This window comes from Paenibacillus sp. R-74696 (assembly GCF_055814915.1).
In genome coordinates this window covers 440,660-463,165 of sequence record NZ_JBPULM010000030.1, presented here as the reverse complement: position 1 = coordinate 463,165, position 22,506 = coordinate 440,660, and the positions used below count along the sequence as shown (strand labels likewise).

20 protein-coding genes and 1 tRNA gene are annotated in these 22,506 nt (G+C 45.1%); 15 read left to right on the top strand and 6 right to left on the bottom strand.

The genetic code is table 11. The annotated features are described in order from the left end of the window. The first annotated feature begins 2 nt into the window (after nt 1-2). From ACSR9A_RS13660 to ACSR9A_RS13640, 5 genes are read left to right on the top strand one after another with little or no spacing between them, the layout of a single operon-like run. Nucleotides 3-1,466, top strand: coding sequence for a hypothetical protein (locus ACSR9A_RS13660; protein ID WP_473757723.1), 1,464 nt, complete (start codon nt 3-5; stop codon nt 1,464-1,466). Beyond that, on the top strand, nt 1,447-2,082 hold the full coding sequence (locus ACSR9A_RS13655) for a YIP1 family protein (protein ID WP_473757722.1): 636 nt from the start codon (nt 1,447-1,449) through the stop codon (nt 2,080-2,082). Before ACSR9A_RS13660 ends, ACSR9A_RS13655 begins: the two co-directional genes overlap by 20 nt. A 16-nt stretch (nt 2,083-2,098) precedes the next feature. Beyond that, nucleotides 2,099-4,651, top strand: coding sequence for a DUF5696 domain-containing protein (locus tag ACSR9A_RS13650; RefSeq protein ID WP_473757721.1), 2,553 nt, complete (start codon nt 2,099-2,101; stop codon nt 4,649-4,651). Continuing rightward, on the top strand, nt 4,648-5,559 hold the full coding sequence (locus ACSR9A_RS13645) for a carbohydrate ABC transporter permease (protein ID WP_473757720.1): 912 nt from the start codon (nt 4,648-4,650) through the stop codon (nt 5,557-5,559). Before ACSR9A_RS13650 ends, ACSR9A_RS13645 begins: the two co-directional genes overlap by 4 nt. Nucleotides 5,560-5,581: 22 nt before the next feature. After that, complete coding sequence (locus ACSR9A_RS13640) at nt 5,582-6,523, top strand: carbohydrate ABC transporter permease (protein WP_445933867.1); 942 nt, start codon at nt 5,582-5,584, stop codon at nt 6,521-6,523. A gap of 152 nt (nt 6,524-6,675) precedes the next feature. Here ACSR9A_RS13640 and ACSR9A_RS13635 read toward each other — a convergent pair whose 3' ends face one another. Then, entirely contained in the window at nt 6,676-7,416 is a 741-nt protein-coding gene (locus ACSR9A_RS13635; RefSeq protein ID WP_473757719.1) for a hypothetical protein, read from the bottom strand. A gap of 413 nt (nt 7,417-7,829) precedes the next feature. Between ACSR9A_RS13635 and ACSR9A_RS13630 the strand changes: the two genes are divergently transcribed. The 4 genes from ACSR9A_RS13630 (at nt 7,830) to ACSR9A_RS13615 (ending at nt 11,672) form a co-directional block, all read left to right on the top strand. Beyond that, the gene (locus ACSR9A_RS13630) at nt 7,830-9,188 is read left to right on the top strand and encodes an FAD-binding oxidoreductase (protein ID WP_473757718.1); all 1,359 of its coding nucleotides are present in this window, start codon (nt 7,830-7,832) and stop codon (nt 9,186-9,188) included. 216 nt (nt 9,189-9,404) lie between these two features. Further along, a complete protein-coding gene (locus ACSR9A_RS13625) occupies nt 9,405-10,109 on the top strand; it encodes a metallophosphoesterase (protein WP_473757717.1) in 705 nt (234 codons plus the stop codon). 187 nt (nt 10,110-10,296) lie between these two features. Then, on the top strand, nt 10,297-11,106 hold the full coding sequence (locus ACSR9A_RS13620) for an alpha/beta hydrolase (protein WP_473757716.1): 810 nt from the start codon (nt 10,297-10,299) through the stop codon (nt 11,104-11,106). Nucleotides 11,107-11,138: 32 nt separating this feature from the next. Then, entirely contained in the window at nt 11,139-11,672 is a 534-nt protein-coding gene (locus ACSR9A_RS13615; protein ID WP_473757715.1) for a MarR family winged helix-turn-helix transcriptional regulator, read from the top strand. Between the two features lie 116 nt (nt 11,673-11,788). Here the strand turns inward: ACSR9A_RS13615 and ACSR9A_RS13610 are convergent, their stop codons facing one another. From ACSR9A_RS13610 to ACSR9A_RS13600, 3 genes are all read right to left on the bottom strand, one after another. Then, nucleotides 11,789-13,273 carry an Lsa family ABC-F type ribosomal protection protein gene (locus ACSR9A_RS13610; RefSeq protein WP_473757714.1) on the bottom strand — a complete coding sequence of 495 codons (1,485 nt, stop codon included), beginning with the start codon at nt 13,271-13,273 and terminating at the stop codon, nt 11,789-11,791. 304 nt (nt 13,274-13,577) lie between these two features. Next, entirely contained in the window at nt 13,578-15,932 is a 2,355-nt protein-coding gene (locus ACSR9A_RS13605; protein ID WP_473757713.1) for an MMPL family transporter, read from the bottom strand. A 47-nt stretch (nt 15,933-15,979) separates the two neighbouring features. After that, nucleotides 15,980-16,612: a TetR/AcrR family transcriptional regulator gene (locus ACSR9A_RS13600; RefSeq protein ID WP_473757712.1), complete on the bottom strand. Its 633-nt coding sequence runs from the start codon at nt 16,610-16,612 to the stop codon at nt 15,980-15,982. A gap of 335 nt (nt 16,613-16,947) precedes the next feature. Here ACSR9A_RS13600 and ACSR9A_RS13595 point away from each other — a divergent pair, with 335 nt between their 5' ends. Continuing rightward, the gene (locus ACSR9A_RS13595; protein ID WP_473757711.1) at nt 16,948-17,328 is read left to right on the top strand and encodes a hypothetical protein; all 381 of its coding nucleotides are present in this window, start codon (nt 16,948-16,950) and stop codon (nt 17,326-17,328) included. A gap of 130 nt (nt 17,329-17,458) precedes the next feature. Here ACSR9A_RS13595 and ACSR9A_RS13590 read toward each other — a convergent pair whose 3' ends face one another. Then, nucleotides 17,459-18,349 carry a LysR family transcriptional regulator gene (locus ACSR9A_RS13590; protein WP_473757710.1) on the bottom strand — a complete coding sequence of 297 codons (891 nt, stop codon included), beginning with the start codon at nt 18,347-18,349 and terminating at the stop codon, nt 17,459-17,461. Nucleotides 18,350-18,475: 126 nt separating this feature from the next. Here ACSR9A_RS13590 and ACSR9A_RS13585 point away from each other — a divergent pair, with 126 nt between their 5' ends. From ACSR9A_RS13585 to ACSR9A_RS13570, 4 genes are all read left to right on the top strand, one after another. Further along, nucleotides 18,476-19,780, top strand: coding sequence for an MFS transporter (locus tag ACSR9A_RS13585; RefSeq protein ID WP_473757709.1), 1,305 nt, complete (start codon nt 18,476-18,478; stop codon nt 19,778-19,780). Next, nucleotides 19,771-19,843, top strand: a tRNA-Ala gene (locus ACSR9A_RS13580). Before ACSR9A_RS13585 ends, ACSR9A_RS13580 begins: the two co-directional genes overlap by 10 nt. A gap of 136 nt (nt 19,844-19,979) precedes the next feature. Then, nucleotides 19,980-20,273: a hypothetical protein gene (locus ACSR9A_RS13575; protein ID WP_473757708.1), complete on the top strand. Its 294-nt coding sequence runs from the start codon at nt 19,980-19,982 to the stop codon at nt 20,271-20,273. Beyond that, complete coding sequence (locus ACSR9A_RS13570; protein WP_473757707.1) at nt 20,270-20,575, top strand: hypothetical protein; 306 nt, start codon at nt 20,270-20,272, stop codon at nt 20,573-20,575. The genes ACSR9A_RS13575 and ACSR9A_RS13570 overlap by 4 nt, the downstream gene beginning before the upstream one ends. Before the next feature lie 159 nt (nt 20,576-20,734). On the opposite strand, the gene ACSR9A_RS13565 is transcribed toward ACSR9A_RS13570, so the two are convergent. Further along, the gene (locus ACSR9A_RS13565; protein WP_473757706.1) at nt 20,735-21,007 is read right to left on the bottom strand and encodes a helix-turn-helix domain-containing protein; all 273 of its coding nucleotides are present in this window, start codon (nt 21,005-21,007) and stop codon (nt 20,735-20,737) included. Between the two features lie 208 nt (nt 21,008-21,215). Between ACSR9A_RS13565 and ACSR9A_RS13560 the strand changes: the two genes are divergently transcribed. Continuing rightward, a complete protein-coding gene (locus tag ACSR9A_RS13560; protein ID WP_473757705.1) occupies nt 21,216-22,412 on the top strand; it encodes a stalk domain-containing protein in 1,197 nt (398 codons plus the stop codon). Nucleotides 22,413-22,506 lie beyond the last annotated feature (94 nt).

Genomic DNA, 22,506 nt, shown 5'->3' with positions numbered 1-22,506 from the left:
GGATGTTGAAAGGCAGATTACAGACAAGGGTATACCTTTTCATTGCGCTTTGTTGCCTGATAAGCATGGGCATGGGAGGAACGATTGCCAAGGCGGAGGAGGATGCGGGTTCTTACAATTATTCATTTTGGGGGAACACGGTAGCCGCTCCTGCAGCTTACAAAGCAACAAGCTTATGGAACGGCGAGAGCATGGGAATTGGGCCGTTAAAGGAACCGAGCGATTTGTACGTTACGGCTGATAAGCAGATTTATTTGCTCGACACAGGCAATAATCGTGTCGTCATTCTGAATCAGCAATTTGAGCTGGTGCGAATGATTACTTCATACGTCCATGAGGGCAAAGAGGAAACGTTCCAGAACCCTCAAGGTTTATTCGTAACGGATGAGAAGCAGTTGTTCGTAGCTGATACAGGAAATCAAAGAGTGGTTCATCTCGATCAGGACGACAAGCTGGTGAAGGTTATCGAGTCGCCCGAGTCCGAGCTGCTGCAGGCCCCATTTAAATTTGAGCCGGTAAGAGTTGTCGTGGATAAGGCGCAGCGACTCTATGTGATGGCAGCCGGGGTTTTTGACGGATTTATGGAATTTAATTCGAATGGCGAATTCACATCGTTTATCGGCGCAAACCGTGTGTTTTTCAGCCCAGTCGAGTATTTTTGGAAAATGCTGTCCACTCAAGCGCAGCGCAGCCAGATGGTAATGTTCACGCCGACGGAATTTTCTAATTTGGATATTAATGATGAAGGCTTCCTTTACGCGACAAATAGTCAAATGCAAAACAACGTCAGAAAATTGAATGCACGGGGGGGCGATATTTTAAGGGAGGAAGGTTATTTTCCTCCGGAAGGAGATATTCGTTTCATGACGGCTGATGGTCCAACCCGATTGGTTGATATCGATGTCACGGACAGTGAGATATACGCCATTTTAGATGCCAATAGAGGCCGAATTTTCACTTACAATGGTGACGGACATTTCATGTATGTTTTCGGCGGGGTAGGCAATCAATTGGGTGAATTCCATACACCGGTGGCGCTTGAGCGCGTTGGTGATGATTACCTCATATTGGATAAGGCGCTTGGTGAAATCACGGTATTTCAATCGACGGAATATGGCCGCACCTTGAATGAAGCGGTCAGGAGTTATTATAAAGGCGATGAAGAGCAGGCCCACACGTTGTTTCAACAGACGATTAACATGAATGCAAATCTAGAATTCGCCTATGCGGGCATTGGCAAAGCACTGATCCGGCAAGGAGATTATGGCGAGGCGATGAAATATTTTAAACAAAGCATGGATCAGAAAGGCTATTCGAAGGCGTTCCTGCTTTATCGCAAGCAAGTGCTGCGGGAACATTTTACTGCGATTATGACGGGCATGCTTGGTCTTGTGATCGTTGCCTTGCTTATTAAAAAGTATCGGAAAAAGAAAGGGGGACGTCAGGTTGCCTCCATTGAACAGTGAGCTGTATAAATACCCTTTCTATCTCATTATGCATCCCTTTAATGGCTATTGGGAGCTGAAATATGACCGCAATCAAAAGGCGAGCATCGTCATTTCTTTTGTGATTCTGATTTTGCTGGCCGTGACCAATATTATGAAGAGCCAGTACAGCGGGTTTGTGGTCAATCTCGTAAATCCAAATGGAATGAACAGCTTTATGGAGATTTTGTATGTCGTTGTTCCCGTATTGTTTTGGTGTGTGGCCAATTGGTCGCTGACGACCTTAATGGATGGGGAAGGGAAGTTTGTCGACATCTTTACTTCAACATGCTTTGCATTAATACCGTTCGTTATTATTCATCTACCTTGGATTGTGTTGAGCAATTTCATTTCGCTGCAGGAGACGGCGTTTTATCATTTTTCCAGCAGTATCGCCATGATATGGTGCGTGTTTCTGCTCTTTGTCGGCAATATGACGGTTCATCAATATACGCCGTCCAAGACGATCGGGACCATCATTTTGACGATTGCAGCTATGGGGTTCATGGCCTTCTTAAGCTTATTGTTCTTTAGTTTAATCCAGCAGATGCTGGCTTTTATATCGGTTATTTATCAAGAATTGGTTTTGAGAAGCTAAGGGAGGAGGCATAGAGATGAATATAGCCAAAAATGCCCTGTTGGTCGCATGCTTCCTAGTCGGGATTATCCTTGCAGGTTGCTCCGATACGTCATCTGGCAATCATAGGGAGGAAGATGATCAGGCTTTGCCGGTATTGTCGCAGGGGAAGGCCTTGAGCGCTGCTTTCACGGATTCTCGTGTCGCCGGTATGAAGGGAGTAGCTGAAAATGACCAACTGCGGCTATTCGTAGATGATCAAAATGGGGCGATAGCGGTTCTTATCAAACAAACGGGTGAAGTATGGAACAGCAACCCGCTTGATCGAGACTCGGATTCGCTAGCTACGGGAGTAAACAAGGATTTATTGTCCTCTCAAATAAAGATTGATTTTTATAACAGCTTTGGCCAGCTCAACTCTATTAATTCATACACAGACAGTGTTGTCCATAAACAGATTAATGTCACAGAGATTCCGAGTGGGATCAGCGTGTCTTATCAATTTGGTACGAGTACAAAAACAGCAGAAGATTTACCCCAAATGCTAAGCAAGGCCCGTTTCAAAGAATTGTCGGGCAAGCTGGAGAAAGCAGGAAAAAGAGCCTTGCTCATCGCTTATACAGAGGATGCGGAAAAAGCGGTATATACAAGAAATGACAGCGCATTGAATGGGCTTCAATTAGAGCGGGCGCTCGCTGCAATGGAACAATCGGGTTATACAGAAGCGGAGCTGCAGGAGGACATGGCCGAGCTTCAATTTACGCAGGAGAAGCCCGCCGCGCGCATTTTTCAAGCATCGATTGAATATACGCTGGATGCGGATAGCCTAGTTGCCAAAATTCCCGTTTCCAGCATCCGCTATCCCGATGAATATCCCGTTAACACGATTTCACTCCTCAGCTTTTTTGGCGCAGGAGGGAAGGATGAGGACGGTTCAATGTTCGTTCCGGACGGTTCAGGTGCTCTTATCCACTTTAACAACGGAAAAACCAAATATCCAGCCTATCAGCAGCTTGTCTACGGGGCGGATCAAACGATAGACAGGACCGAGAATGCAGCTAGAGAACAGAAGGTGAGACTCCCCGTGTTTGGAATTATTCGGGAGGGCGGAGCTTTTCTCGGGATCATTGAGGAGGGCGCATCTGTTGCTACCATCCACGCGGACATTGGAGGCAGGTTGAACAGCTACAACTATGTTTATCCGAATTTTTATGTGATCAATAAGGGAACAGTATACCTAGATGGGAATGGGCAGCAGCGTTCACTCCCAAGATTTCAAGAAAATCCGATGAAAAGCGATTATACGATCCGTTATGCTTTTCTAAGTGGCAAGCAAGCTTCTTACCAAGGAATGGCTCGTTATTATCAGCAATATTTGGAGAAAAATAATGGATTGCTTAAGCACGAAGAAGACGATACGACAGTGGATACGCCCTTCTATTTGCAGCTAGTTGGAAGCATATCCAAGCAGAAGCACTTCGTGGGCATTCCCTATCAGGCACTTGAACCGCTTACGACATTCGAGCAAGCGCAGACCATTGTCGAGCAGCTGCAGCAGCGTGAGATAAGCGATATTAAGCTCAAGTATTCTGGCTGGTTCAATGAAGGTCTCGATCATAAAGTCCCGAACCACGTTAGGGTCGATAAGGAAATCGGGGGGGGCAAGGGCATGCAGGATTTTATTGCGTTTGCCCAGAGCAAAGGGATTTCTCTGTTCCCGGAGGTTGCCGTTTTGACTGCGCTTACAGGAGGAGGGTTCGATGAGTCCGATGAAGCTTCAAGAACGCTAAGAGAGGTTCCTGCTATGCTTTATCCGCTTGATCTGGCATTGAATCGACGTGATATAACCAAATCGCCGTCCTATGTCATATCCCCACGGCTCGTAGTGGGCTATACGGATTCCATGCTCAAAGGCATTCGTGATTTTCAGCCTGGAGGCCTATCGCTGCAGGATTTGGCTGATCAATTGAATAGCGATTTCCGTAAAAACAAGCAAATTGATCGAACGATGTCTGAAGCTATATCGGGCGAAGCATTAGACAAAATTCGGGATGAAAAGTTGAAGGTGATGGCTAACGGCGGAAATGCCTATGCGCTGCCTTATTTGTCCCATATTACGAATGCGCCGTTGTCTGGCAGCGGATTTAAGCTTGAGGATGAAGAAATTCCTTTCTATCAGATGGTCATTCGTGGGTTTATTGAATACGCGGGGGCACCGTATAATCTTTCTACTTATACGAATGAAAAGCAATATGTGCTGAAAAATTTGGAATATGGAGCGGGTGTTTACTTCGAATGGATTTACGAGCCGAACTATAAGGTAAAGGATAGTGAATACAATCATCTCTACGCTGTCAATTACAAGCTCTGGCTCGATAAAGCCTCCGAGATCTATCAAGAAGTGAACGCCGTTCTGAGGAGCGTTCGAAACGAGCGGATTACCGCGCATGACAAGCTGGATGAAGGCGTATTTAAGACGGTTTACGAGAATGGAATATATGTGATTGTGAATTATAACCAGACTCAAGTGACGGTTGAAGGCAGGACGGTAGAAGCCGAGAGCTATATTACGGGTGGTGAACGCTCTTGAAGCTTATAACGAAGCTCGGGTTGAAGCAGCGGACATATGCGCAGCAGAAGGCTTTTTTAGGTTTTATTTTTGTACTGCCCTGGCTGCTTGGATTTGTTTTTTTCTTTTTTATTCCGATGGTCTCCTCCTTACGCTACAGCTTTAGTTCTATTTCGGCTAACTCGGAGGGCCTGAGCATCCAATTTATCGGATTTTCAAACTTTGTGGAGGCTTTGACGATCAATACGAGCTTTAATCGCATATTGACAGAAGCGATTGTGGACATGGTCGTAAACGTACCGTTGATCGTTATATTCAGTTTGTTTTTAGCTGTATTGCTGAATCAGAAATTTTTCGGCAGAGCTATTGCAAGGTCAATCTTTTTTCTGCCTGTCATTTTGGCCTCGGGGGTTATTATGACGCTTGAGAGCACAAGCTTGATCCAAGCTGTCAATGACCAAAATGCGGGCTCCAGCATCATCAATGCTTTTGGCGCTTATGAGCTGGCCGGATTAATGCTTGATGCGGGAGTTAATGAAGACATTGTCTTGTATCTTACGGGGGCAGTCGACTGTATTTATCAGATTGTAAGCCAGTCGGGCGTGCAGCTCTTGATCTTCCTAGCGGGCATCCAGACGATATCTCCTCAACTGTATGAGGCGTCCAAGATGGAGGGAGCTACCGGCTATGAAGCATTTTGGAAAATTACGTTCCCGATGGTCAGTCCGCTCATTCTCGTCAATATGATCTATACGATTATCGATTCGTTCTCAAGGAATAATATGACGGAATTGATTCGGGAGACGGGCTTTACCACCTTTAACTTTGGACTCAGCTCAGCGATGGCATGGCTTTATTTTCTGGCAATCATGATTATTTTGCTGATCAGCTCGTATTTTGTATCTAAAAGGGTGTTCTACCAAGACTAAAAGGAGCGTGAATGCCTTGATAATGGACCGATTATTATCGCTAGAAAGCTGGAAGCGGTGGCTGTGGTCATTCGTCCGTTTAACTTTAATCGCAGGATTATCCTTCGTTATCCTTTATCCCATTCTGCAAAAGATTTCTACAGCGATAAAGTCCAAGACAGATCTATACTCACCGATTGTAATATGGATTCCACAAAATTATTCGCTGGATAATATTAAGCAGGCGATAGCCATTATGGATTATTGGCAGACGCTGCTGAACACGTTTGCGCTGTCGTCGACAACGACCCTGCTGACAGCTGCCTCCTGTGCGCTCGCGGGCTATGCTTTTGCAAGACTTAAGTTTAAAGGGAGCAAGCTGCTTTTTGGTGGCGTCATTCTAACGATCATGGTTCCGCCTACGACTATACTTATTCCCGTTTATTTAAACCTGAAGGACTTTACCCTGATGGGCTTGATTCCTTTATTGACGGGGAAATCTGTCAATTTGCTGAACACATATTGGCCGTTTATTTTAACCTCCATAACAGCCAATTCCTTGCGAGCAGGGCTGTATATTTTTATTTTTCGCCAATTTTTTAGAGGTGTGCCCAAGGAGGTTGAGGAGGCCGCATATATGGACGGTGCGGGTGTCGGGCAGACGTTTTTACGCATTATGCTGCCAAATGCGATGCCGGCAATCGTAACCGTGTTGCTGTTCTCGTTCGTATGGCAGTGGAACGACAGCTTCTTTACGACAACCTACTTGACGTCGAGCAAAGTGATGTCTACCCAATTGGCTTCCTTGCCCTATAATTTATCTATCTTTCTCCAAGACGGCGCGTCCTCCAAAGCAGACCCGTTTTACTTGAGCATGGTACAGGATACGGGAATACTGCTCGCGATTTTGCCGCTAATTATTCTTTATTTGTTTGTGCAGCGCTACTTTGTCGAAAGTATCGAGCGGACAGGACTTGTTGGATAAGAGATACTTCCAAATGACAGGCAAGCATCTAGTGGGAGCAGCGAATTGCTGGATAGCCCGCTAGGTGCTTTTTTTGTGAAATAGTGCCAACTGTTTGCAGAGAAGAAGGGGGGCACTAGGATAGCTTCGCTTTGCCTGTGAAATAATGGTCGCTATTTTATCCCCTTGAGTAAGGCAATCGCCGTTTTCCACGCTTGTTCATCGCTCTTCGGAATGACGCTGCCTTTACGAGTTGTTAGCGTAATGGATGGACTTTCGCTCTCCTCATCCTTGTCTCGGAGTTGATAAAATACGAGATACTCTTCCGCGGCTTCCACCTCGCTTGGCAGCGTTAAGCTTTCTTTTCTCTGAATCCGCTCATCGCCTTTATAGACGTGAACGAAATCAACCGTATACTCGCGAATGACGCTGTTCTCGAACCGCAGCTCATGAGGAACAATATGAATGATATAGTCCGACTCTTCAATAAGCTTTTCCATGCTTTCAGGCTGCTGAATGACCCTATGTTTGTCGTTGTCTATCTTTTGCAAGCCGGGAGAGTTAATAATATCTTTCAGGAGCTTATTCAACTCCATTCCTTTATAAGGACCGGTTTGGAGTCTTTCGCCCTCCAATGCATGAACCGAATGAATCACGCTGTACGTAACCTCATCGTAATATTCCGAATCATTCGCATAGAGAAACAAAACGTAGCGCTTATAGTCCTCGGATAGTCCCTGTAAAGCATACACGTCAATTATGTTATTGGGGAGCACCCCTTTAAGCTCTTGCTCCACCTCCAAGGAATAGTGGGGTGCTCCATTTTCATGCCTCTTTTCTCCTACTCTAGCAGCTATAACAATGTGATCGGCAGCACTCGTCCAGTCCTCCATTGTCTGGATATTGCTGTCCATGCTTGCCGCATTATCCTCATCCAAAGGCAGAATATCGTTGGAACTGTTGCTGCAAGCGGCTAGCCAGACTAACATTATGAATAGTAGCGCGAGCGGTCTTGCGTCAGAAATAAACGGGTTTATAACAATCACTCCCTCGCTTTAGTATAGGAATGTTTAATATGTTCCTTGTCTCTGTTTAAAATGGATATATCTAGCATATTATGAATTTGGAATTTTTGAAATGAAAAAGTGTCCTCCCGCCTGCAATTCGCCGAGCCATCCAATCAGACATGCCGAAGAAATAGATCATAGCTTCGATAAAATTTATTTCAATACATTAGCCCATTCCCTAAACGAATGTCCTTCATACGATATACGGTGCCTTATGTTGAGTTGCCGAGTCATCATCTGCTCAAAGGGAGTTGCGATTATTGAAATCAAAAACGAAGCTTACTGGGCGAGTTATTTTCAAAGGCGATCCAGGTTATGAAGCAGCACGTAAAAATTGGGACCCCCATACGGACAAATTCCCTAAAGTGTTTGTTTTTGCCCAAAGAACACGAGATGTAGCCAACGCTATAAAATGGGCCCGTGAGCATAAGGTGCCGATTCGACCGCGAAGTGGAAGACATTCTCTCGAAGTCAATCTTTCACAGGTCAATGGCGGAATTGTCATCGATGTAAGTAATATGAAAAAAATCAAATTAAATAAAAGATGCGGAACGGCTGTTGTCGAGACGGGCAATAGAGTGGGAAGAATTGCAAACACGCTTGCACGGCAAGGTTTTATAGCTCCTTTTGGTGACAGTCCTACTGTAGGGATCGGCGGTATCACACTCGGTGGAGGAATCGGGCCGCTCCAACGGTCGATTGGCCTCATCAGCGATAATCTTCTTGAAGTCGAAATGGTTGATGCGAAGGGAAGGGTGATTCGTGCCAACAAAAAGTGCAACTCTGATCTGCTATGGGCCTCCCGTGGGGGTGGCGGCGGCAACTTTGGCGTATATACCAAATACAAATTTAAAGTACATCGCGCTCCAGCCAAGGCTACCGTATATCGCATCACTTGGCCCTGGAATCAATTCGAAGCGGTACTCAAAGCCTGGCAAAATTGGGCCCCTTTCGTCAATAACAGGCTAGGCAGTGAATTATCCATTGGTCCGAAAAAGGGCGGCAATGTAACCATGGAAGGGCTGTTCCTCGGATCAAAAACGGAGGCGATCCGCCTATTAAGGCCCGTTACGAGCGTCGGAACGCCAACGAGCACAATAATCCGGTTGCTGCCGTACACGGAAGCGGTGAAATTTTTATTGCCTCCAGATCCGGTGCTTACTCAAAGATACAGCAATCAGTTCTCCTCCGGTTTCGGAAGGAAGCCGTTCCCCAATCAGGCGATAAAGTCCATGCGCAAATTTTTAGAAAATGTAGAAGGAGAGTTCGCGGGATTCTTTTTCCTCAACTGGGGTGGGGCCGTAAGCCGTAAAGCTCCTCGATCAACGGCATTTTACTGGCGTAAAGCGAAATTTTATGTGGAGTGGAACAGCTCATGGCTTAAGAAATCCGAAGCTGCTAAAAATATCGCCATCGTTCGCAAAACACGCCGGAAGCTGCAGCCCTTTATCGTAGGGTCCTATATAAACGTTCCAGACCAAGGAATTAAAAATTCCGGGCCGGTATACTATGGAGCGAACTATCCTAGGCTTCGGAGAATAAAAGCTAAATATGACCCTCAAAATGTGTTTAGAAATCCCCAAAGTATTACTCCGGCTTGCAGAGCAACGAGAAAGTAAAGTAACCATTTTTCCAGGTAACTAGCTTTGTGATTTTGCTAAGATTAAAAACTCCTTCGTTGTAGGCATGTAGGCATGCATGTAACGAAGGAGACCCAATATATGTGGTACATAGAATTTTCAAAGTAAATACTATAGTTAGTGATGTTTTTAAGGAAGGTTTTGCGTGTTATCCTATACAAGGATAATATATCCAAATATAAAGGGAGAAAACTTATGAATGTGGAACGCACATTGGTAATTAGCGATATTCACGGCTGTTACCGCGAGTTTATAGAACTCTTGGAAAAAGTCGAATATCGTTCAGTACAAGATAGACTGATTCTTCTGGGGGATTATGTAAGTAGAGGGCCGGAAAGCAAAGAGGTCGTTGACTTAGTCATGCATTTAGTCCAAGAGCAGGGGGCAATTGCAATCCAAGGCAACCATGACCATCGTTTTGTTAGGGTGATAGAGAATCGGGCGAGTGAACAAGAAATAATTAAATTTTTTGAGCATGGCGGCAGCGAAACTTTACATAGTTACTGTAAGACTACCAAGAGTAATGGTTTAGATCATTTGAAGGAAGTGCGAGATGTGATTATGGGGGAGCTTTCTTCTCACATGGACTTTTTGAAAAACCTTCCTTTCTTTTACGAAGATAACGATTACATCTATGTGCATGCAGGTTTAAATCCTTTAGTATCCCAATTATCTGAGCAGAATGTTCATGACTTGCTGTATATCAAGGAGGAGTTTTACAGGAACAAAACTCGTATGGAAAAGGTTGTTGTCTTTGGTCATACGATTACAAAGGATATTCACGGTTCCTGTGAGATCTGGCTTGGCGGAGACAAAATAGGAATTGACGGTGGTTGTTCCTTTGGAGGACAACTCAATTGCCTAGAGCTGGTCCATGGCAAAGTAAGCCGATTTTTTTGAAAGCGCTTAAATTTTGCGTGGACAAAAAGTTGTGATGGTGATAATATTGTTTCTACAAGAAACAATATTATTTTAAAAGAATATAATTTTCTGGGCAATCAAACATTAAGCACACTAACAAACGCTCAGGGCTGGTGGAATTCAATCTGTTTTGTGCTTGAGCGTAGCGAAAGGAATGGGAGTTATTATGAGCATTATTGAAACAACGATCGCCTCCTTTGACGGTACAAAGCTTTATTTCAGTAAAAATATGGTCAGTGATGCAAAGGCCGCAGTTGTAATCGTCCATGGTTTATGCGAGCATGCTGGACGCTACGATTATTTGACGGAAAAATTAAACAAGCGTGGTTTTAATGTATATCGTTTTGACCATCGTGGCCATGCCAGGTCAGAAGGTCCGCGCACCTTCTACAACGATTTTCATCAAATGATTGACGATGTAAATGTCATTGTTGAGGCGGCATTGCAAGAGAACGGCGATACCCCTCTTTTTGTAATCGGACATAGTATGGGAGGCTTTGCTTCCTCTTCTTTTGGAACTAAATACCCAGGCAAAGTAAAAGGGATTGTTTTATCTGGAGCGCTTACGCGTTATCATACGAAGGTTGCCGGAGAACTGCCGCTAGCGCTTCCTTTGGGCACGTATTTTCCAAATGAGCTTGGCAGCGGAGTATGCAGTGATCCAGAGGTTGTATCCGCTTACGCGAATGATCCGCTAGTAGAAAAGCAAATTTCTGTAGATCTATTCAATAGCCTAGGGTATGGAGTAGAGTGGCTGAAACAACATGCGAAAACATTTGTTGATCCGGTTTTAGTGCTGCACGGAGCTAATGACGGGCTAGTAAGCGAACAGGATTCTCGTGATTTTTACGGAGATATTGCTTCTACTGATAAAACGTTGAAAATTTATGCTCATCTCATGCATGAAATATTTAACGAACCAAGTCGCGACGAGGTCATTGAAGAAGCCGTTTCTTGGATGGAACAACGAATCTAATTTTTGTACATGTAAGATGAAAGGGATCGCCAATGAAATTAGAATGGATGGGCAACCATCGAGCACTTATTGAGAAGATCATTAAGTACGGGAATGCTTACTCAAACACCTATAAGCTGCAGCGAAGCTATGGAACAGATGTGATGTTTTCTGCCTCGCAAATTCAGACGCTGGAATATATTCTGGAAGCTGAGGACAAGGATGAGAAAATGTCGGAAATGGCAGCACGTCTTGGGGTTAGTCGCAGCACCTTTTCCAAAAACGTTAAAAATTTAGAGGAAAAAGGCCTATTGGAGAAATATCATTTAAGCGGCAATCGCAAAGATATATATGTAAAGCCTTCTGCCGAAGGGCGCGAGGTGTATGCAAAATACACAGAATTTGTCCGCCAAATTTGCTTTGATGATATTTTTCAGTATGCTGACAAAGTATCAGAGGCGGACAAGGATAACTTCATTCGTATTTTAGATTTATTTGCTGATGTGCTGCTATGGTATGGTGAAAAAGAACAAGTGCCGCGCAAGCTAATAAAAATGGATGCAGTAATGGATGAAATAAATGAGTAAATTCGCTACTTCCTGTGACAGTTGAGTTACTCATCCCCTATTTAAATGGAATTTCCCCTCAGGCTGTAAAATGGCTTGAAGGGAAATTCCTTTTTTATAGAAAAAAATGAACAATGCTAGCCTTTCAATTCCACGACCTTGGTCGCCACCTGCTTGCAAAACTCGCTGTCATGCTCTACAAAAAGTATCGTTGGCGCATGCTCCAGCAGCAGCTCTTCGATTTGCATCCGGGAGATGACATCGATAAAATTGAGCGGCTCATCCCAAATATGCAGATGGGCGGGCTCGCAAAGGCTTTTAGCGATCAGCACCTTCTTTTTCTGGCCGCCGCTGAAGGAGGCTAAGTCCTTTTCGAATTGAATACGAGAAAAATCCAGCTTCCTTAAAATCGCTTTGAACAAGCTTTCGTCGATTCCATGGCTTTCGGCATAAGCTGACAAATGGCCTCGCAAATGCGCGGTGTCCTGCGCTACATAGGAAATCTTCAGCTGGCTTCCTTTGCGGTACGTTCCAGAGAAGGGGATTTCCTCACCATAAATCAGCTTGAGGAGACTTGATTTTCCAGAGCCATTCGGGCCGGAAAGAGCAATGCGATCCCCTTGCTCGATCGTGAAGCTGACGTCGCGGCAAACCGGCTTCTCGCCATACTGAATCGAGACGTGATCCAGCTCAATCAGCTGGGACTTGTGATAAGCCAATTGCGAAATTTTGAGGCTATCGGAGCTTTCGACATTTTTCAGAAGCTGGGATCTTTCGTCGATAGCCGACTGCTGTCTATGTTCAAGCGACTTGGATCGCTTCATCATTTTCGCGGCCTTGTGACCGATGTACCCTTTATCCACCTTGGAGCCAGAATTTCGGGTGCCATTTTTCGTTTTCTCTACTTCATGTGACCAGCTGCTCGTTCGTTTTGCGGCTTCGTTCAGCCGCTTGACGTCCTTGCGCAGTTTTTCGTTCTCGGCCATTTCGAAGTGGTCCTGCCGTTGTTTATTTTCCCACCAATCGGAAAAGCTGCCTTTCTGAATTTCGATGCCAGCTTTGTTGATCGTCAGAATATGATCGACGCAGTTGTCAAGAAATGCCCGATCATGGGATATGAGAATAAACCCTCTCTTGGCTTTCAAATAATCGCTGACCAGCTTTCTGGCATGGATGTCCAGATGGTTCGTCGGCTCATCGATGAGCAGAAAGCTGTTTTCCTTCAGAAACAAGGCAGCAAGCTGTACTTTCGTTTGCTCTCCGTTCGATAAAGTATCGAAGGGCCTGTATAAAACATCCTCCGACACCTTCAGCAGGGAAAGCTCGCGCAGAAGCTCCCAATGCTGATAGTCCGGGCATATGTGGTCGATGATATCCAGCGTATTGTTTTCCTTATTTTCGATTGGGAATGGAAAATATTCAAAGCTGACATCGGCAGAAATGGTGCCATTGTATTCATAGTTGCCGAGCAGCAGATTAAGAAACGTCGTTTTCCCCCGGCCATTTCTTCCCGTAAAGCCCAGTTTCCAGTCGGTATCGATTTGAAAGCTGACCTGATCAAAGATATTGTCGTAGCTGCCTTCATAGGCAAATGTAAGGTTCGTCACTTTAATTAAGGACATGACAAATTCCCCCTTTTGAAAAAATAAAAAGAGCTACAAGAAAGTTACCCTTCTTGTAGCTCAAAAAATACAGCAAATTCAGCCCAGCATGGGCCAAATAAGCCTATATATTTGAGTGAAAAGAATAAGTAACTTTCTTGCACGCAAAGAACAAAACACGATGTTTTATTCTTCAAACGTTCAGCAAGAAAGTCTACATTATCCTCTTCAGCTCCTATCGTTAAGTTTAGTGAATTTTAACATATCCTTTGTTTGGTTGCAACCTTCGCCGTTTGCGACATAGCTGGCATGAAAAAGTTGATCGTTATGCGGGCTTGTTCGCCTTCTTTTTGCTGTCGCTGCTGCTCTGTGCATTCAGCGCGGTAATCAGCTTATCACCCTCGACATCGAGGTTCGGCAGCAAACGGTCTAGCCATTTTGGCAGCCACCAAGCTTTATCTCCGAAGACAGCCATGACGGCTGGAACCAGCGTCATACGGACAATGAATGCATCGATAAGTATGCCAATAGCCAGCGCGAAGCCGATCTGTTTGATCATGGCATCAGGTGCGAAAATGAATCCGGCAAAGACGGATACCATAATGACAGCAGCAGCAAGAACAATGCGGCTTGCCAGATCATAGCCGTGTACGACACTGTCGGTTCCTCTATGGCCATGCACGTAAGACTCACGCATAGAGCTGACTAGGAAGACCTGATAATCCATCGCCAGTCCGTAAAGAATTCCGGTGACAAGGATTGGCATAAAGCTGAGCAGCGGGCCGCCTGTGTCAAAGCCGAAGAGCGAATGCATCCAACCCCACTGGTAAACCGCCGTGGTAAGGCCGAACGTTGCAAGTATGCTGAGAATAAAACCGACCGTCGCTTTAATTGGAACGATGATCGAGCGAAACACCAAGAGTAAAATAATAATGGACAGGATGACGATAATGCCGACATACAGAGGGAACGCCTCCGACAGCTTAGACGACATATCAATATTAATAGCGGTGAACCCAGTAACGCCAAGCTTCACATCCGTATTTTGCGCAATGCTTGATTCTGGGGCACGCAGATCGTTTACTAGATCCTTTGTTGCTAAGTCCGTTGGTCCTGTTTTAGGAATCAGGCTAATAATCGCCATATCGCCCGTTTTGTTCACACCCATCAGTGTGACGAGTGAAACATTGTCATGCTTTTGAAGCTCCTGAACGAGATTGCCGAGTTTTTCAGGAGTGAATGTATCGGAGGAATTTTGCGGCTCGCCCACCAGAAGCAGGGGACCATTGAAGCCTTCTCCGAACCCTTTGGAAATCGCGTCATAACTTTGCCTAGCAGACGTATCCAGGTTTGCCGAAGCGCCAGAGGGAATCCCGAGCTCCATTTTCGTAACCGGAATCGCTGCCGTGCCTAGAACGATAATCACTCCGATAATAATCAGCCAGCGATATTTCACCGTTCCCTTAACCCAGCGAATGGAGAAGCCATGCTGAGCTTTATGGCCTGTGCTGCTGTTTTTCATGCGGACTTTAGGCGAGCAGATACGTTCACCTACGAAACCAAGCAGGGCAGGCAGCAGAGTCAGGGCCAGCAGTACAGTGACGAAAACCGTCACTCCAGCGACCATTGCCATCGTAGACAAGAACTCAATGCCAATGACGAGCATGCCGAACAAAGCAATAATAACGGTTAAGCCTGCAAAAAATACGGCGCTGCCAGCTGTACCAACCGCTCTGCTCGCAGCTTCACGCGCACTTAGTCCCTGATCTAAAATCATGCGGCGCTGACGATTTACAATAAATAGGGAATAGTCGATGCCGACAGCAAGTCCAATCATGATCGCCAAAATAGGCGTAATGTCATTGATCGGGATAAACTTCGAGAGGGCAAATGCGCCTCCAATACTGATCGCTACGCCAAAAATAGCGGTAAGCAGCGGCAGACCCGCAGCAACAACAGAGCCAAGTGTAATAATGAGTACAACGGCTGCAACGAGAAGACCGATTGCTTCTGTCGAACCGATGGCCGGCGTGCTCTTAAGCGAATCACTAGGTATAGCTGTAATGCCGGAATTATTCTGCTCGACAGCAGCGACGGCGTTGATTACAGCATCTGGTACGGATTTGGGCAGTGACGCCTGCTGCTCGGTGAATTGGAACTGGAACAGGGCGAGACCACCGTCAGATGAGAGCATGACTCCGATTACCGGAACGCCATCTACCATCAAAGGGCCATAAGGAGGTATTTCAGCGGTGCTTGGCTGGCTCGTTTGCGTCCCTTGATCTGCTTGTCCAGCCGCGGCGCCCATTTGGCTGCTGTCAGCAGCCGAAAGGCCAGCTTCCGCCGCCAATTTGGCAGGATTAATGACAAAGTCTACATTATAAACGTCATTAACAGCCTTCTGGATTAAAGCTAACCGTTCCGGCGTGTCTAAACGTTCTCCTTCTGGAACCGTAAAGGCAATGCTGGCTTGTCCGCCAGAAGCTTCGGGAAGCTCTTTCGTTAGTTGATCGAGTACCTTCTGCGATTCTGTGCCGGCAATTTTCATTTCAGAGCTGGAATGGATGCCATTGACTGCGAGCATAGCAATTACGACTCCAAGAATAGCGATCCAGCTGATGAGGAATTGCCAGGGCTTGTCGTAAGCGGATTTCCCTAATTTGTATAAAAATGTTGACATGTGATGTTAATCTCCTTTATATCATGATGATTGGTCGTCAAAAGTGGCTAGAAGCCCTTTCGCAAATACTCGAACATCGCATTTAAATATTGATCGAATGGGATCGCAGCTGTCGGTTCAGCTTCTGTCTCACCCGGAAGCAGGACGTTCAGACTGCCGTCAAGTATCGGCACAAACGCTCCATAAACAGCGCCGACTAGAAGATGGGTATACCCGTCTTTATAACGCCCGTGGGTAAAGGGCTCCAGTGCTTCCTGAGCTCCCATTTGCAAACGACGGAACACACCTAGGATGTACGGTTCAAGTGTGGGGTACTGCTTCGAAAGGGAGACAAATTTGCGTATTTTAAGCAAAAACTCAGCGGTAAACTGCATCTGCATCAGGCTGTACAAAACATCAAGTGGTGTTGCTGCTTGTGGCAAGCCCGCAAGTAACTTCTTATATTCCTCTACACTTGTTGTTGGGACGGCAACGGCAACGGCAGCAACGGCTTCTTCTTTGCAGGAAAAATAGTTGGCGAACGTTCGTCTGGAATATCCGGCCTGCTGCACAACGTCGTCGACTACGAAGCCATCCAAACCTTTTTCAAGTGCGAGCTCGAATGCGGCTTCGGCCAGGGCAGCGGCGGTGGCTTCTTTTTTTCTGTCACGCAAGGTTTGTTTAACAATCAATGAGTACACCTCCTTCGTAAATTCGTATAAATGGGAAAAGCTTATCTTATACAACTCTCATGAATATTATTGCCCAAAATGCAAAGATGCACAATGGGCAAGTTTTTCGAAATTGTGAACGTTACCTGCCAAAGGTATTGAGCACGACCTTAGGCGTGTTCAATTGAATATAGTAATTAGGTTAATATATATAAAGTAAGTAAAGTGTATTGCGAATAGGTTTATTCTAAATCGATTTTTAATTGCGTTACTATAGTTAAGCTGATACTCGTTTTGCCGTTATTTTATGCTATCGCAATCTCACATGAGCGTTTGAAAGAACTTTAATTAGGAGGCGGATTTTGGTGAGTCAATCACAATTGCTCAAATTGCTAGAGGGCTTGGAGGCAGGGAGCCTGCTTACGGCACAAACATTTTCTGAACTGGATGCTGACCAATATTTAGATAGGCGTGATGCGAATGATGACGAATGGATTACGGCTTCAAAGCGATGGGAGCTCAACGCTGATGGTTCTGATGTGGAAGAGAGTGAACAAATACGTGGGGGGCGAGAACAAGCATTTAAGCAAGCATTCCGCTTGACAGAGAACCATGATTTGGCCGGGTATATAAGTGATGATATTCGTTTGCTCTGTATGGCTTTAAAGCAGGACGGGGGCGAAGATCCGGTTATTAAGCATATGCTATCGTCCTATTTGCATGGCCAATTGCCTTTCTTAAGCTAGATGCTGTATATGGAATAATCGTGATGTGCCGCACCGTAACCGATTCATTTAAGGCAGCTAGAACAAGGGACAACCCTTGTTCTAGCTGCCTTTTTTTACATCATTGCCGCTGCCTGAAGGCATAGTCGCTCTAGCTATTTTTCCCATGAAAAAAATCAATTAGCCCATCCGTTAATTGTTGATGCGAGCGGCTAATAAAGCGATCCGTACAGTACATCAGCTCCATATGGCGCACAGGCGTAGGCCCTGTGAAAGGTACAGCTACAATGTCCAGCCGTTCTGGAAATTGACGAAGCAAGCCTTTGGGCTGTATAGTAGCGCCTATCCCAGCAGAAACTAATTGCAGCAGCGAATGGGCTGAACTCGTTTCCATAACAGTAGCTAATTCGAAGCCCTCTTTGATGCAAACCTCATCAACCAAATCACGGCCGAGAAAGCCTTTCGGATACATAACTAATGCATGCTGCTCCAGTTCCCGCAGGGTAATTTCCTTTCGTTTAGCGAGCTCGCTTGCTGCATGAACGAAGAGATGATAGGGCTCCGACCCAAGCGGAACTTGGACTAGTCTTTTATCTGGTGCACCTTGCAAGCCAATGCCGATATCGACTTTATGGTTAAGCACTTCTTTTTGCACATGTATAGTTGAGAAAACCTGCAGCTGGATCTGAGGATATTTCGACTTAAATGCAACGAACAGTGGGACGAGCTGAAAATCCAAATCCGAGGGCAGCACGGCCAGACGAACGTTGCCGCCTTCTCCAGATAGAAGCTCCTTTATCGCATTTTTGGCATCCCGTTCTGCTTGCAGCATCTTCACTCCGTAATGCCACAGAAGCTTGCCGGCTTCCGTTGCCACAACCTTTTTACCGATGCGGTCAAAAAGCGGCGTGCCGAGCTCTGCTTCAAGGATGCGAATTTGCTGGCTTAAAGTAGGCTGTGAGATGCCAAGTCTTTCGGCAGCCTTCGTAAAATGAAGCAGCTCAAATACGGCCATAAAGTATTGTATATTTCGATTGTCCATGCAGCGGCTCCTTTGAATGATAGTATTTTACTATCATAATAATATAAACTATAGAATTGATCAATGGATTGTGACGCCATATACTTGATGAAGAGTTACAAAGCTAAAAAGAGAGAGGCAGCAGCTATGAAAAAATATTTTTTATTGTTAGCTATATTTATTGCAGCTTTAAATTTAAGACCGATTATAACATCAGTTGCTCCATTGCTTCGTACGATGCAAAATGATCTAGCAATGAGTGGGCTAACCGCAAGTCTGCTGACGACCTTGCCTGTATTATGCATGGGGATTTTTGCTCCAGCGGCAACCGTATTGCGTGATCGAACAGGGCTTGAGCGAACTATTTTCTTTGCATTATTTCTCATTACAGGGGCTACCGCTTTGCGGGGGATCGTTAGCTCCGTTTTTATACTGATTGTAACTGCGTTAGTTGGGGGTATCGGGATTAGCTTGGCAGGACCGCTGCTGTCTGGGTTTATTAAAAAATATTTCCCCACAAAGCCCGGAATTGTGAGTGTTTATTCCGCCTCGATGACCGTAGGGGCAGCCATTGCCTCTGCCTTTGCTATACCTTTATACAATCGCAGCAATCATAGCTTAACGCTGACTTTGTCAATCTGGGCTATTTTCGGAGTGATTGCTTTAATCGTTTGGTCGGCTTTTCTTGGAAACAATGGGATTAAGGGGGACAAGGAAAGCTTGGTACGATCTAGTTCCAAACTTCCTTCAAGACTGCCAATTCGCAATAAAAAAGCGGTTCTGTTGACCTTGTTTTTCGGATTAATGGCCAGTGTGTTTTATTCGGTTACGGCGTGGATTTCACCTATTGCTCTGAACTTCGGGTACAGCGCAGCAAGCGCGGCTATGCTCCTTACCGTCTTTACGATTATTCAAATTCCTGTATCGTTGACGATTCCCTTCCTTGTTGCTAGGTCAGGGAAACGGAGATTTTATCTGATCCTTTGCAGTGTGTCTGAGCTAATCGGGATTGTTATGCTGCTTTTCCATCTGCCGATGCTGCCAGCTGTAATATTGCTAGGCATTGGGGCGGGAGGATTGTTTCCACTCGCGCTTATGCTGCCGATTGTCGAGACAGATACACCAGAGGAAGCAGGGGCATGGTCGGCGATGTCTCAGTGTGGTGGCTACATTATAGGCGCAATGGGGCCATTATTAATTGGGGCGATTTATGATAGTAGTGGGAGCTTTATGGCTGCGCTTGTTGCGCTGCTTGCTGTTATTGTGGTGATGATTGGGGTGCAGGTGGTTATTACGGGGGGAAGAGTGAGGGAGAGGCGAGTGCGTGAATATACGGATTACCAGCATAAAGATTTATTAAAGAGCCTTAGCTCAGCTGGGAGCACACCATGTAGCATAAACCAACCAGTGGAAAAAGGCTTGGAAGTAAGATTTATTGATTCGGGGAATTAGCTCAGCTGGGAGAGCGCATCGCTGGCAGCGATGAGGTCATCGGTTCGATCCCGTTATTCTCCATAAGAGTAAGGCGAAAAACGGCAGAGATGCCGTTTTTTTACGTTGTTATACTTTATTAATTTAACGCTTTATCCTATTGAAATATTCTTGAATTCAAGGTACCATCAACAAAACATTTCTTTAGGAGGTTTTGTTGGTGGTCAATCATTCAACGGATAAAGGGTCTGAACATGTAGCTAATACCAAGCTCACAAACGGTCGTCTCTTGCTCGGAATAAAGTTAGATGACACGCAGACACAAGCGCTTCTATCCATCGCCAGACAGCATTCTAAGCTGGCTCTTGAGCATAGCCAAGTAAGCACAACCCAGGAACGGCGGCAGGAAATAAGGGATGAAATTCAGAGCTTACGTAAACATCGAGAGCAAATAATCACTGTGTCTAATCATAAGTTGAATGATGTGCATCTAGGTCAGGAGGATGTATCATGAGGGCGGTGCTGCCCCAATGGATGCGTCCATCAATAGAAGCAAGACTATTGGAACTGGCACAGCAGCCGATGGATCAACTCGAACTGTTTGATTTAAGGCAGCAGCAAATCGGGGTCATGAATCGATTGCGTTCAGAACTATCGGAACCGCTCTATCTTTGGCTATTGAACTATGAGGAGATCATCAATCAGCGTCATACGTTGGAGAAAGACCTTATGTACGAAATTGGTTTGCTTGATGGTTTAGTATGGGGCAAGCGGTGTCATGATCTCCTATCAGGATTAGAAGAAAGCCGCCAGTAGGTTATGCTGGCGGTTTCTTTCTTTGACGAGCGAATTGTTGTTAATATTGAGCAACTCATATGCCTGTTGCACCATTTTTTAATTAATGTTACACGGATGAAACAGTCAAAATGATTGTGTTCATTTAATATAAAAGACGACCAGTTGTAAACTGATCGTCTAGTCATTCTCTGATTTGCGCGAAGCAGAGTATTCATCATATTCTATTTCTATGAGCTTGAAAAAACTAGAAGGTTTTATGCCCAGACCTTCACATATCCCAAAAATTTTGCTAACTGATGGCTCATTCTTACCCACTTCAATTAAGGAGATATATGATCGGTCGACGTTAGTGAGCTCCGCGAGATCTTCTTGACTAAGCCCTTTGTTGATGCGGATAGATTTAATAGTTTTCCCAATAATTTGTTTGAGGGTGAGAGAATATTCGTCCAAGAGGAAACTCCTTTTACAACCATTGTCAATGTGTTATAATAAAAACGACAGATCGAGTATTCAACAAAAAGTAAAATATTAACAATTAAATGAATTGATTTTGAAGGGAATTTATGTGGGGAATGTTTTTGTGCTTGTCAGATATAAAAGCAATTAGCGACATGGTTAGTGAGCTTAGGTATAACTCTTAAGGAATGGGATGATGATTATGAAAGATATTCTTAGTCGGAAGATACAGCATGAGGACAACAAGAAGAACCGCAATGAGGGGTTGAGGTATGCTTTACGTTCTACGACTCTATTGGTCAGCGCAGTAGTCGCTGGGAGTTTGCTTCTATCCTCTGGGGTAGCAGCTGCCGCAGGTTCTGAGGTTTCGAAGCTCTCGGTCAATCAGAACTATAAAAACGTCATCGTCACTATCGACGGAATTAAGCAGACGTTCCCGCAGTCGGCGGTAGAAGTGGACGGTAATCGTTATATACCAGTACGGAGTGTTTTTGAGAAAATCAATGCAAAATTTTCTTGGAACCAAGCTACGAAAACGGCAACCTTAACTAAAGACTACAGAGAAATTAAGCTAACGAGCGGCAGTAACAAGGTTATATTGAACGGTGCGACAGTAGAAATATACGCTCCGGTTATAACGTATAAAGGCACTTTGATGGTACCTGCTTATGTTGTGAATAAAGCATTCGGTGGTCTAGTTGATTGGGATCAAGTAAGCAACACTCTCAAAATCCGATCATCAGAGGATTACATGGCTAAAGGTCTGCGCATGAGTTATATGACGGTGCGCCACGGTTATCACACCTACGCATCCGAGAACCAGACTCAATACAATAAGGTAATGGAAATCATCAAGGACGCCTTAAAGGATGTAAGCACAACCAAGTTTGACGCTTATAACGACCAGTATTTGCAGTATATCGACGGAGCACGGCACACAGACTACGTCAGGGGGTCGGAAGAGTATCGGGGTTTACTCTCGGCTGACAATAATCTGTACCACATGGTAAAAGACAATGTCTCAACAGCGGACATGATCAAGGTGATAAACATTGTAGGAGCAACAAGTGATTTATATGCCGGAGTTCGTGATCCTTTGGACAGAAGCCCAAGATCCGCTTACGATGCTTTAGTTGGCAGAGGTGGTAATATCGGTAGGATAAATGACTGCGATTCGCAAGCTCAAATCATTTCTGCTGCATTAGATTCTTTTGGTTTCAACACCATGATCATCGCAGGCAACAACCACGCTGACCCTTACGTCAAGCTAGGAAAAAATTGGTACAGAGTAGTAGGTTCCTCCTTCGAGCGTGCTGGAGCGGACGCCAAGATCCAAACAATCGTAACCAAAGGAACATCGTACGTCATGTCCCAACCAACGAGTGGAGTTTCATTTTAAGGGGTCTCCATCTAAAAGCCTTTCTCTTTATGAGAAGGGCTTTTTAATTGTGAATGGAATTGTAAGGAGGTTTCACCCATTTCATCCGAGAATA